This is a genomic window from Catellatospora sp. NPDC049609, assembly GCF_040675365.1.
Taxonomy (GTDB): Bacteria; Actinomycetota; Actinomycetes; order Mycobacteriales; family Micromonosporaceae; genus Catellatospora.
Genome location: NZ_JBFAOU010000211.1, coordinates 1 through 12,912, shown reverse-complemented (window position 1 = coordinate 12,912; position 12,912 = coordinate 1). Strand labels below are relative to the sequence as shown.

The following is a 12,912-nucleotide window of genomic DNA, read 5'->3' as shown; positions in this document are numbered from 1 at the left end:
GGAGGCGGCACCGGCGCGCTGCTCCCGCAGTTGTCGCTGACCAGATGCCGCTGGTGGTAGGAGCCCGGGTACGGCGCCAGCGACTGGCCGTTGATGACGATGACCTGGCCCACGCCGTTGAGCAGCTGCTCGTAGTGGATGTGCGGGCCGGACGAGTTGCCCGTGCTGCCGGTCAGGCCGATCACCTGGCCCTGGACGACCGGCGCGCCGTTGGGCACCGAGTACGCGCTGAGGTGGAAGTAGTACGTCTTCCAGCCGCCGCCGTGCTCGATGGCGATGTAGTCGCCGGCGCCGCTGGGCTGGGAGAACCGGTACGCCGTGCCTGCCGCGGAGGCGAGCACGGGCGTGCCGTTGGTGACGCCGCCGTCGGAGCGTACGAAGTCCAGGGCCTGGCGGACCTCGGCGGAGTGGTGGCTGTAGGTCCACCGCTGACCGCACGGGAACGGTGCCTTGAACAGCGGCGCCGCGTGCGCCGCGACCGGCGCGACGACGGTGGCGCCCGCGGCGACGAGGGCGGAGACGAGAAGGGTGCGCAGCAGGAAGCGGGCTCTGCGGCCCATGGCAGCTCCTCTCGGCCGCGGGGGATGCGGCCGGACGGGGTAGGAGAAATCGATGTCCCGAGTCTGGCCACGGACCCTCACACCTGTCAATGCCAGGTGAACGGCCGCCGACAGTCACCGAGCAGTGACGCTGCAGATTGCCGCTGTTCCAAGGCATTTAACGAGAATCCATCGTGGACCAGTGATTGACATTGCTGACTTGCCCTGTCCAAACTGGTCGGCAATCGATTTCCAATATTGCTGGAGGCCGCGATGCGACGGGTTGCCATGACAGTGGGGGTGCTGCTGGTGGCGTCGGGCGTCGCCGCCGCCGACCGGGGGCCCGTGGGCTGGGACGTCTACCGCCGCCTCGACGAGCTGCCGCAGCTCGCCGCCGGTACGCAGACCCGACAGTTCTCCAGCTTCGGCCGCGACGGCTCCAACGACGACGGCTTCAGCGGCGCGTACTCGTGCCTGCGCACGTCAGGCGGGTGCGTCATCGCCGAGGACCGCGGGCCGGGCGAGGTGCAGTCGATCTGGTTCACCCGCGACGGCGGCGACGTGTCCGCGACGGGCTGGATCCGCATCGAGCTCGACGGCGTGACCGTCGTCGACACGAACCTGCAGCACCTGGTCAACGGCGGGCTCGGCGCGCCGTTCAGCTATCCGCTGGTCACCAACGCCGACCAGACCTCGGGCGGCGTCACGGTCAAGGTGCCGATGCCGTACCGGCAGTCCATGCGGATCACCACCCAGTTCAACCCGCTGTTCCACCACGTGAGCTACCGGAAGTTCGCCGACGCGACCGGGATCAGCACGTTCAACCCCGCCGACCGGGCCGACGACGTGGTCGCCCTGCTGCGCGCCGCCGGCACCCGCGACCCGAAACCGGCCCAGCCCGGCGCGAGCACCACCGCGACCACGGTGACCGTGCCGGCGGGCGGGTCGGCGACCCTGGCCACGCTCACCGGCCCGCGCGCCGTCTCCGCGCTGCGGCTGCGCATCCCGGACGGCAGCGCCACCGAGGCCGTGCTGAACGGGCTGCGCCTGCGGATCACGTTCGACGGCCGGCAGACCGTCGACTCCCCCGTCGGCGAGTTCTTCGGCTCCGGCCTGGGCGAGCGTCACGTGCGCTCGCTGATGTCGGCGATGGACACCGCACCGGGCGGCTGGTACAGCTCGTGGTGGCCGATGCCGCTGCGCGGCTCTGCGACGATCACCCTGGCCAACACGACCGGCGGCACCGTGTCGGGCGTGCAGGCGGAGGTCACCTCCGCACCCGGCACGCAGTGGACCGACCGGCTCGCCGCCACCGGCACCGCGGGCCACTTCAGCACCCGCTCCCGCCGGGCCGAGACGGTCAACGGCGCCGACTGGCTCGTGGCCGACCAGTCCGGGCGCGGCCGGTTCGTCGGCGTCACCCAGACCATGCGCGGGCACATCACCTCCGGCAACACCCGCAACTACCTGGAGGGCGACGAGCGCGTGCACGTCGACGGCTCGCCCACGCCGGCCTGGTACGGCACGGGCACCGAGGACTTCTACGAGTCCGGCTGGTACTTCAACCGGGGCGAGTACAGCGGCGTGTTCACCGGCAACCCCGGCCACCTGCGCCGCACCGGCACCTGCCCGGACGAGTGCGACACGGCGTACCGGCTGACGATCGGCGATGCGATCGCCTGGACCACCGCGCTGCGCTTCGGCGTCGAGCACGGCCCGTCCGCCAACGAGCCCGCCGAGTACAGCTCCACCGCGTTCCTCTACACCCAGCCCACCGTCGCGGCGGCGCGCACCGACACTGTGGTGGTCACCGACGCGGCGAGCCGGGCGGCGCACGCGTACACCGACGGCGGCGCGCAGTCCGCGCTGACCTCGGTCTTCGAGGGCGACGACGACACCGTGACGGTGACCGGCCCGGTCCGCGCGGGCTCCGCCCCGATCTCGTTCCGGGTCGCGATCGACCCCACCAACCAGGGGGTACGCCTGCGCCGCGTCGGCGACCAGCAGCAGCCCCACCAGCAGGTCGCGGTGACCGTCGACGGCGCCGCGGCGGGCAGCTGGCTCCAGCCGCTCGGCAACGGCGCGCAGCGCTGGCTGGCCGACGAGTTCGCGCTGCCCCCGGCGCTGACCGCGGGCAGGAGCACGATCACGGTAACCCTCTCCCCGGCGGCGGGTGCCCCGGCCTGGACCGCCGCGCGCTACACGGCGCTGAGCCTGGTCACGCCGTTCACGGACGGCTCCGCCCCGGCCGTGCCGACCGGCGTGCAGCTGTCCGGATCGCGGGTGCACGCGCTCGGCCTGTCCTGGTCCGAGCCCGCCGACAACGTCGGCGTGACGGCGTACCGGGTGTACGCGTCGCAGAGCGCGGACGTACCGGTCACCGCGGGCAACCTGCGCGCGACGGTGTCGGGCACCAGTTTCCGGCACGGCCCGCTGCGTGCCGGGCAGACCTGGTACTACCGCGTGGTCGCGCTCGACGCGGCGGGCAACGCCGGTCCGGCCTCGGCCGCCGTCGGCGGCACGGCGCGCGGGCGCACCGTCACCGACGTCAACGGCGACGGCCGCGACGACGCGGTCGGCTTCACCCGGGGCACCCTCGCCGACGTGTACGCCTCCGTCTCCGACGGCGGCCGGTTCGTGCCGAACGGCGCCAAGTGGCACGACTTCTTCGCCATCGACCAGGAGCTGCCGCTGACCGGCGACTTCGACGGCGACGGCCGCGACGACATCGCCACCTTCACCCGCGGCACCGGCGGCGACGTCTACGTCGCGCTGTCGCACGGCTCGTCGTTCGGGGCGGGCGTGAAGTGGCACGACTGGTTCGCGATCGGCACGGAGACCCCGGCCGTGGGCGACGTCAACGGCGACGGCCGCGACGACATCCTCACGTTCACGCTCGGCTCCACCGGCGACGTGTACGTCGCGCTGTCCACCGGCTCGTCCTTCGGGCCGGGTGTGAAGTGGCACGAGAACTTCGGGTTCGGCACCGAGCTGCCCGCCGTCGGCGACGTGGACGGTGACGGCCGCGACGACGTCGTCACGTTCATCCGCGGCAGCTCGGCCGACGCGTTCGCGGCGCTGTCGGACGGGTCGCGGTTCGTGCAGCACGCGTGGCAGTGGCACGACCAGGTCGCGCCCGGCACGGATCTGCCCACGCTGGGCGACGCCGACGGCGACGGGCGCGACGACGTCATCACGTTCAGCCGTGGCAGCACCGCCGACGTGTACGTGTTCCGCTCCGGGGGCGGTGCCTTCGGCAGTGGTGTGAAGTGGCACGACAACTTCGCCATCGGCACGGAGACGCCCGGCGTGGGCGACTTCGACGGCGACGGCCGCGCCGACGTGGTCACCTACACCGGCGGCAGCGCGGCGGACGTGTACGTGTCGCTGTCGGACGGCGCCCGGTACGTCCAGAACGGCTGGAAGTGGCACGACGGCTTCGCCCCCGGCTCCGACCTCCCCCGACCGGGCCTCCAGCCGTGATCCGGGCGTACGCCTAGGGCGGCACACCCGCGGCCCTCCGCGAAACAATGCGGAGGGCCGCGCCCGGCCGGACGGTCGCGCGCCGGCGTCATCGGGCGGGACCCCCCGCCGGACCCCGCCGGTTGCTACGCTGCGCGCCATGTTTCCGGATGATGTGGACGCTGAACTGCGGCGACTGGCCGACGAGCCTGAGTTCCGGCACCGCGACGCGGCGCGGCATGCGCTGCGGTTCCGTGCCACCGGCGACGCGGCGGATCTCGTGGCCGTGCAGGACGATCCGCATCCCTGTGCGATGACCGAGATCGTGTTCGCCATGGCCGGTGCGCAACGGCGCTGGCTCAACTGGGTGCCGATGCCCAGCGAGGCGATCTGCAACCTGGCCGACGAGATCGGCTCCCGCCGGGCGCAGGGCGAGCAGCTCACGATCACCGCGGCCGGGCTGTCCGCCGCGGAGCCGCCCAGCGCCGTGACGGCCGCCCGGCGGGTCGCCGGTCCGCTGCACGTCGAGGTCGCCGCGTTCCCGGCACCGGACATCCGGGCCCCCGTCCGGCTGCCCGGCCGGTACGTCGTCTGGCGCTACGACGGCGCCGACCCGCTGCCCGCCGTGCCCGCGCCGTCGGCCGACGCGATCCGGGTGCTGCACGAGGTCGGCGAGGAGCCGTGGCCGTCGCCGCTGTCCGGCTACGTGCAGGCCAAGCCGTTCGGCGAGCTGCCCCTCGACGACCTGCTCGGGCTGCTCGCGCACCTGCCGGAGCCGCCGGACACGCCGCGCTGGCAGCACCTGGCCAGGTCGACGCCGACGTACTGGTACCGGCTCCTGCAGCCGTGGGTGTGCCTCGGCATCCTGCACCACGCCGCGGACGAGCCCTGGGCGACCTCGACCCGGCGCGCGGTCCTGGTCGATCTCGCCCTCGGCGTCGAGGACTGGGTCGCCGACGCGGCGCTGTTCGCGCTCGTCACGACCGCGTACCGGGAGCCCGAGCTGCGCGAGGAGGTCCGTGGTCTGGTCCGGGCGCGGCTCGACGCCGCCGTCGCGGCGCAGCGCCTGGTCACCATCGAGGAGTCGCTGGCACAGCTGATGCTGGTCACGCCCGGCTGCACGGCCGACGATCGTGCGCTGGCGCAGGCCGTGCTCGACCGCGCGGCACAGGACGAGGAGGAGCCGGCGCCGCCCGTGAAGCGCCGCTGGTGGCAGCGCCGACGTTAGGCATCACCGCCGCCGCGATGGCTTCGACCCGAGCACGTGGCCGGGCCACCGCAGCGGCCGGCGGCGTGCCGGGTCGACCTCACGCCACAAGCGGTGGCCGCGCGGTCGGCGCCCCACGGCCGCGCCGGTGGCCGGTAACATCGGCCGAATGCTCGTCGTACTGGTCAACGGCCTGCCCGCTGCGGGCAAGACCACGCTGGCCAGGGCCCTGGGTCGGGAACTGGGGCTGCCGGTGCTCGCCAAGGACGCCGTCAAGGAGACGCTCGCCGACCACCTCCCGCGCGAGGTCAGCCGGGAGTGGAGCCGGGCTCTGGGCACGGCCGCCGGGGAGACCCTGTGGACGCTGCTGGCCGACTCCCCCACCGGCGCCGTCGTCGAGTCGCCCTGGCTGGCTCACATCCACCACCTGGCCCTCGCCGGGCTGGCACGGGCGGGCGTCGCCCCGGAGACGACGCACGAGGTGTGGTGCGAGGTCGACCACGAGGTGGCGCGAACGCGCTACCTCGCCCGCGCCGCGCACCGGCACCCCATCCACCGGGACACGGTCGTGGACGTGCACGAACGCTTCGCGCTGTGGATCCGCAACGCCACGCCGATCGGCGCCGGGACGGTCCACCGCGTCGACACGAACCTCCCGGTCGACGTGGCCGGCCTTGCCGAGCGCATCCGTGCCGCTGCCGCGGGTGCGGCTCGGCCCGGCACACCGGCCTGACCGAAATTTTCCAGGACTGCACCTTCTACGGCTACGAAACATAAGCGTCTGGCGTGGAGTCTGCCAACGGAACAGATCGGACAGTAGCGCAATCGATATCCGGCGGTGACCTGCGCGGACGCGAGCGCGCCGAGCAGGGCGGCCACCCCCCGGGGCCCGCCCTGCTCGGCGTGCGGTCTACCTCAGAACGCCGTCTCCCCCGGCAGGCCGAAGAAGTCGTTCCACTGGGTCGCGGCGCCGAACGAGGTGCCCGTGGACAGCGCCACGAACACGTCGGCCTCGCCGTCACTGGAGAACGCGACGGCGTCGGCCCGGCCGTCGCCGTTCACGTCGCCCAGGTAAGGGAACTGCCCGAGCGGCGCGAACGAGCCCTGCCACAGCGCCGCCGCCCCGAACGACGACCCGGTCGACAGGGCCACGTACACATCGTCGGAGCCCTGCACGAAGGCCACCACGTCGGCCCGCCCGTCGCCGTTCACGTCGCCGACCCGGGGCGTCTGGCCACCCCACGCGTAGGAGTCGTGCCACAGCAGTCCGGGGCCGAAACCGGAGCCCGTGGACAGGGCCACGTACACGTCGCCCGTGGTGCCCTGGGTGAAGGTGATGATGTCGTCGCGGCCGTCGCCGTTGACGTCGCCGACGGCGGGGAACTCGCCCGGCGGGGCGAAGAACTCGTGCCACTTGGCGCCGGCCCCGAACGACGAGCCGTGGGACAGCGACACGAACACGTCACCGTTGCCGTCCTGCACGAACGTGAGGATGTCGTCCCTGCCGTCGCCGTTGACGTCGCCGACCGCGGGCGTCTCCACGCCCGGGGCGAACCAGTCGTGCCACTTGGCCGACGCGCCGAGCCCGGCCCCGGTGGACGGGGCCACGTAGACGTCGCCCAGCGTGCCGCGGGTGAAGGTGACGACGTCGTCGCGGCCGTCGCCGTTGAAGTCGCCGGTCAGCGGCGTCTCGCCGGGCAGCGAGAACATGTCGTGCCACTTGGCGCCACCGCTGAACGAGGTGCCGCTGGAGGCGCCCACGTACACGTCGGCGAGCGCGTTCTGGGTGAAGACGACGGCGTCGTCCTTGCCGTCGCCGGTCAGGTCGGTCGAGGAGCCGCCCAGCGGCATCCCGGCGTACGCGCCGAAGTACACCTCCAGCTCGGCGAGCGACGTGAACGTGCGGGTGCCGCCCGGTGCGCCGATGATCCGGACCCCGTCGCCGGCGACCGGGTCGAAGCCCAGCGTGTACGTCCTGTACGGCACCGCCGTGTTGTTGTTCGGGTACAGCGGGGCGATCTTCAGCCCGCGCACGTCGGCCCACTGGTGGTTGCGGCGCACCTGCACCCGCAGGTTGGCGGCGAACCAGCCGCCGTCGGCGAACGAGGCGCCCGAGGTGAACACGACCTTGTTCATGGCGTACCGGCGCGGCCAGGTGTAGCCCCACCAGCTCTCGGGTTTGCGCTCGTCGTTCCAGTCGTCCTCGCTGACGTTGCGCACCCCGTCGTTGAGCAGGTGGGTGTTGCCGTAGTGCGCGACGCGCTCGATCGGCACCGTGCCCGGCTCGCGGGCCAGGTTGCGGGCCGGGTCGTAGGGGTTCGTCGCGCTCGTCGGCGTGTACGGCACCAGCGTCATCGGCCGCAGCGAGTACGTGTAGACGGCGGTGCCGCCCCCGCCGCAGGGGCACACGTTGGACTGCAGCCACACCGAGCGGCCGTCGGCGCTGATGTACTTCGACGGGATGGTGGCCGCGTAGCCGCCGTGCTTGGACAGGGTCCACGGGTAGCCGCCGAAGTCCTTGGTGGCGAACGGCTTCCACGGCCCCCACGGCGTCGGCGACTCGTAGAACTCGAAGGTGTACTCGGTCCACGAGGTGTACAGGTAGCGGTTGAGCGGCTTGTTGTAGACCACGCCGCCCTGGCTGATCACGCTCAGGTTGCGCACCCGCCCGGCGGTGTGGACGTCCGGGTAGATCCGCCGGTCGTCGTGCAGCACCGCGACCCGGCTGTTGATGTTCGACGACCACTGCGGGTTGCCCGCGGCGTCGAAGCCGGACACGAACTGCCAGGCGGCCCGGTTCTGCACCGAGGCGCGGGGCACCCGGCCCAGGTAGACGTCGACCGGATCGGGCACCCGGTTGGCGAACGAGTCGCGCCAGTTGTGGTCCAGGCCGTACGCGTACACGTAGCCGTCGATCGCGTTGGCGTAGTTCCTGCCGTAGTCCAGGAACATGATCGTGGTGAACACGCCGTTGCCGAACATCGGCGCCGAGCGGTTCCAGGTCCAGGTGCGGCCCTTGTCGTTGGAGCGGGCGATGGTGGCCGCGGGCGCGTCGTCGAAGTCCAGCGCCAGGTCCTGCACGGCCAGGTAGAGCGCGCCGTCGGCGCAGGCCATGCCGGTCGGCTTGCGGGTGTGGTCGGCGGTCCAGACCTGGCCGACCTGGTCGCCCAGGGCCAGCGTGGTGCCGACCAGCGAGCCCGGCATGCCGGTGACCCGGTTGACGCCGATGTCGGAGAAGGTGCCGCCGAAGCCCCGGCCGTCGCCGTGGGCGGTGTAGACGTGGTCGTCGTCGGACCAGCAGTTGGCCCACAGGTCGCCGTCGCCGTTGGCCTGGGTGGTGGCGTGCGAGGCGATCGAGGTGGTGGCGAAGAAGGTGCTCGGCGGCGGCGTGGACGCCGCGACGGGCACGAGCCCGGCGTTGCCCGCCGGGGCGGTGGGTGGCGCGGTGGCCGCGGCGGCGGCCAGCAGTGCGGCCGCGAGCACGGCCGGCACGAGGCGGGAAGGTGGGCGCATCGCATTCTCCCGGGGGACGGAGGGCCGCGCTCGTACGTCGGATGCCGACGGTCCGATCGCGAGGGTGGTGCGAGCAATCGATTTCTTGACGCAAGCTACATCGATGGTTTTTCATCGTCAAGACAGGGCCGGATCCTGGCGAAAACTTTCAGCCGTCAGGGAATCGATTTCTCCTGCTACGCTCCGAGTCGCCCCCGCCGCCCTTCGTCGCCGTCGCAGCCGCCGCAGGGTGGCATCAGCGGGGACCCGGTGGCGCGGCGAAGGCGAGGACGCATGGCAACGATCTACGACGTGGCCCGGCAGGCGGGCGTCTCCGCCGCCACCGTGTCCCGCGTGGTCAACGGGCGCGCGAGCGTCGACGCCGCACTGACCGCCCGGGTGCAGCAGGCCATGCGGGAGCTGGATTACCGCCCCAACGCCCTGGCCCGCAACCTGCGCCGGCAGCGCACCAGCATCTGGGCCGTGATCATCTCCGACATCGGCAACCCGTTCTTCACCTCGATGGTGCGCGGCGTCGAGGACGTGGCGCAGGGCGCGGGCTACTCGGTGGTGCTGTGCAACAGCGACGAGGACCCGGCCAAGGAGGCCGGCTACGTCGCGGCGGCCCTGGCCGAGCAGATGGCCGGCGTGATCATCTCCTCGACGGGCAAGCCCGCCAACGTCAACCGGCTGATCGAGGCAGGCACCCCGGTGGTGGCCATCGACCGCGAGGTGCGCGGCGCGGCGGTCGACAGCGTGCTGGTCGACAACGAGCACGGCGCCGAGCTGGCCGTCGAGCAGCTGATCGGGGCGGGCTACCGGCGGATCGCGTGCATCAGCGGTCCACGCCGGCTGCCCACCGCCCAGCAGCGGTTGCGCGGCTACACCAAGGCGCTGCGGGCGCACCGCCACCCGGTGAGCGACGACCTGGTCCGCTACGGCGACTTCCGCCAGGAGGGCGGCTACCAGGCGATGGCCGCGCTGCTCGACGGCGGCCAGGCGCCCGACGCGGTCTTCGTGGCGAACAACCTGATGACCGTGGGCGCGATGGAGTGCCTGGTCGACCGGGGCATCCCGGTGCCGGACCGGATCGGCGTGGTGGGCTTCGACGACATCCCCTGGGCGCACCTGGTGCGGCCGTCGCTGAGCACCGTCGTGCAGCCCACCTACGAGCTGGGCCGCACCGCGGCGCTGCTGCTCGCCGAGCGGATCGCCGAGCCGTCCCGCCCGCCGTCCACGGTCACTCTGCGTACCGAGCTGAAGGTGCGGGAGAGCTCCGCCCGACCCGCCGCGCGCTGACCGTCGCGCGGCCACGCGCGTGGGCGTAGTGCACCTTGATAGAAATATCTCGATGTAGATTCTTTACTTGACGACCCTCCACAGTGGTTGCTAATTTCGCGGGCACCCATTCACCGCCTACGATTCCGTGCTCGGCCGTACGCGTCGGCCCCGCGGACGTGACCACTGAACAGCTGGTCAGATCCGGTCCAACAGCACCGGCGAGTCAAGCCTGCCCGTGATCGACGGGCACTCCCCCATCCCCAGGAGCGGTCATGCGACGTCTGCTCGCGATGCTTTCTGCCCCCGTTCTGCTCACCTCCGCACTCGTCTCCGCCGGCCTGGCGACCCCCGCCCAGGCCGCCTGCACCTCCATCCCGTCCACCGCCGACCCCAACGTGACGCTGATCGTCTACCGGGTCGGCAAGTCACTCAACGTGAACGACAAGGTGATGCTCTCCGGCTTCGAGGCCGGCTGGGTCGAGTCCCGCATGAACAACCTGCCGTGCGGCGACAAGAGCTCCCTCGGCGTGTTCCAGCAGCGCTGGGACTACGGCTGGGGCACCCCGGAACAGATCATGGACCCGGTCTACGCGTCCATCCAGTACTTCAGCCGGGCGATCACCTGCGACCGCAACAACCCCGCCTACTCCCCCGGCCAGGTCGCCCAGTGCGTGCAGCGCTCGGGCTTCCCCGACCGGTACGACCAGGTCGTCGGCACCGCCAACAACCTGCTCGCGGCGGCGCGGCGCAACATCGACATCCACGCCGGATCGCCGACCGACTTCACCGGCGAGGGCCGCGACGACATCGTCGCGTTCAACCAGGGCACCCTGGCCGACGCGTACGTCGCCGCGTCCACCGGCAGCGCGTTCGCGGGCACGTCGGTGAAGTGGAACGACTTCTTCTCCGTCGGCGGTGAGACGGCGCTGACCGGCGACGTCAACGGCGACGGGCGCGACGACGCGATCACCTTCACGCACGGCTCCCACAACAGCGGCGGCAGCGCCGACGTGTACGTGGCCCTGTCCACCGGCACCGGCTTCCTCGGCGGCGCCAAGTGGCACGACTGGTTCGCCCCCGGCGCGGAGATCGCCGCGGTCGGCGACGTCAACGGCGACGGCCGCGACGACATCATCACCTTCACCCACGACGGCCGCGGCGACGTCTATGTCGCCCTGTCCACCGGCACCTCCTTCGGCGCGGGCGTGAAGTGGCACGAGTACTTCTCCATCGCCGGGGAGTACCCGGCCGTGGCCGACGTCAACGGCGACGGCCGGGCCGACCTGATCACGTTCACCCAGGGCCCGGCCAGCGCCGCCGACGTGATCGTGGCGCTGTCCACCGGCTCGTCGTTCGGGGCGAGCCAGAAGTGGCACGACCTGTTCGCCGTCGGCGCCGAGCTGCCGCGCGTCGGCGACGTCAACGGCGACGGCAGGGCCGACATCGTCACGTTCACCTGCAACGCCGACGCCGACGTGTACGCCGCGCTGTCCAACGGCACCTCGTTCGTCGGCACCACGGTCAAGTGGAACGACTTCTTCTGCCTCGGCGGGGAGTTCCCGTACCTGGCCGACGTGAACGGCGACGGCAGGGACGACGCCGTCGTGTTCACCAAGGGCGCCACCAACGACGTCTTCGTCGGCCTGTCCACCGGCAGCGGCTTCGCCGGCGGCGTGAAGTGGCACGACTTCTTCGGTCTCCACGGCGAGACCACGCTGTGACCGGCTCCACCCCACCCGCGACCACCCCTCGCGCACTGGAGGAACCCGTGAAACCCCATCCCCCACGGCACCGCCGGGCAGCGACCCTGCTCGGTGCCGCGCTCACCGGCGCGCTGCTGCTCGCCGCCGCCCCCGCGTCCGCCTCGGGCGCACCGGCCGCACCGGCCACCGGGCTCGACGCCGCCTTCGCCACCGCGGCGAAGACCTACCAGGTGCCCCGTGACCTGCTGGTCGCGGTCGGCTTCGGCGAGACCCGGCTGATCGACCACGACGGGCTGCCCAGCCAGGACAACGGCTACGGCGTCATGCACCTGGCCGACAACCCCCGCAACCGGAGCCTGCCGCTCGCGGCGCGGCTGACCGGCCTGGACACCGCGACCCTGAAGACCGACGCCGCGGCCAACGTGCGGGGCGCGGCCGCGGTGCTGCGGGCGTACGCCGACCGGCAGGGCCTCACCGGCGCGGACCGCGGCCGGATCGCGGCCTGGTATCCGGTGGTGGCCGCCTACGCGGGCGCCGGCGGCGACGCCACCGCGCGCCTGTCCGCCGACCACGTGTACGCGCTGCTCCAGCAGGGCATCGTCGCCCGCACCGAGCGCGACGTGGTGGCCGTGGCCCCGAGCCGGGTGCGCCCGGAGCTGGGCCGCTTCGCCGCCGTGCAGCCCGCCGGAGCGGTGTCGACCGCCGCGCCGCAGGGTGCCGCGGCGGCTGCCGTGCCGGTGCCGCAGTACCCGGGCGCGCGCTGGATCCCCGCGTCGACCGCCAACTACGGCGCGGGCCGCTCGGCGGCGATCACCACCATCGTCATCCACGTGACCCAGGGCTCGTACGCGGGCACGATCAGCTGGTTCCAGAACCCGTCGGCGGGCGTGAGCGCGCACTACGTGGTGAAGTCCAGCAACGGCGAGGTCACCCAGATGGTGCGCGACGAGGACACCGGCTACCACGCGCGGTCGGGCAACCCGTACTCGCTCGGCATCGAGCACGAGGGCTTCGTGGACAACCCGGCCTGGTTCACCGATGCGATGTACCGCTCGTCGGCGAACCTGTCCCGCCACCTGGCCAACCGGTGGGGCATCCCGAAGACCCGCGCCAACATCCGCGGGCACAACGAGATCCCGGGCAACAACCACACCGACCCGGGGCCGCACTGGAACTGGAACTACTACATGTCGCTCGTCAACTCCGGCGGCGGCGGCGCGCAGTACCT

8 protein-coding genes are annotated in these 12,912 nt (G+C 72.3%); 6 read left to right on the top strand and 2 right to left on the bottom strand.

Annotation, left to right across the window (positions count from 1 at the left end; all coding sequences use genetic code 11):
* On the bottom strand, positions 1 to 560 hold a 560-nt coding region (locus tag AB0J67_RS34945; RefSeq protein ID WP_363488993.1), incomplete at its 3' end, for a M23 family metallopeptidase.
* Between the two features lie 267 nt (positions 561 to 827).
* Here AB0J67_RS34945 and AB0J67_RS34940 point away from each other — a divergent pair.
* The 3 genes from AB0J67_RS34940 (at position 828) to AB0J67_RS34930 (ending at position 5,941) form a co-directional block, all read left to right on the top strand.
* Positions 828 to 4,022, top strand: coding sequence for a DUF2961 domain-containing protein (locus AB0J67_RS34940; RefSeq protein WP_363488991.1), 3,195 nt, complete (start codon positions 828 to 830; stop codon positions 4,020 to 4,022).
* Positions 4,023 to 4,161: 139 nt separating this feature from the next.
* Positions 4,162 to 5,229 carry a hypothetical protein gene (locus AB0J67_RS34935; RefSeq protein ID WP_363488989.1) on the top strand — a complete coding sequence of 356 codons (1,068 nt, stop codon included), beginning with the start codon at positions 4,162 to 4,164 and terminating at the stop codon, positions 5,227 to 5,229.
* A 148-nt stretch (positions 5,230 to 5,377) separates the two neighbouring features.
* Complete coding sequence (locus tag AB0J67_RS34930; RefSeq protein ID WP_363488987.1) at positions 5,378 to 5,941, top strand: AAA family ATPase; 564 nt, start codon at positions 5,378 to 5,380, stop codon at positions 5,939 to 5,941.
* A gap of 182 nt (positions 5,942 to 6,123) precedes the next feature.
* Here the strand turns inward: AB0J67_RS34930 and AB0J67_RS34925 are convergent, their stop codons facing one another.
* On the bottom strand, positions 6,124 to 8,721 hold the full coding sequence (locus AB0J67_RS34925; protein ID WP_363488985.1) for an FG-GAP-like repeat-containing protein: 2,598 nt from the start codon (positions 8,719 to 8,721) through the stop codon (positions 6,124 to 6,126).
* Positions 8,722 to 8,994: 273 nt separating this feature from the next.
* Here AB0J67_RS34925 and AB0J67_RS34920 point away from each other — a divergent pair, with 273 nt between their 5' ends.
* The 3 genes from AB0J67_RS34920 to AB0J67_RS34910 all read left to right on the top strand — a co-directional run.
* Positions 8,995 to 9,999 (top strand): LacI family DNA-binding transcriptional regulator, encoded by a 1,005-nt coding sequence (locus tag AB0J67_RS34920; RefSeq protein WP_363488983.1) that lies wholly within the window; start codon positions 8,995 to 8,997, stop codon positions 9,997 to 9,999.
* 254 nt (positions 10,000 to 10,253) lie between these two features.
* On the top strand, positions 10,254 to 11,702 hold the full coding sequence (locus AB0J67_RS34915; protein WP_363488981.1) for a VCBS repeat-containing protein: 1,449 nt from the start codon (positions 10,254 to 10,256) through the stop codon (positions 11,700 to 11,702).
* Between the two features lie 47 nt (positions 11,703 to 11,749).
* Positions 11,750 to 12,912: peptidoglycan recognition family protein (locus AB0J67_RS34910; RefSeq protein ID WP_363488979.1), on the top strand; the 1,163-nt coding region annotated here is incomplete at its 3' end.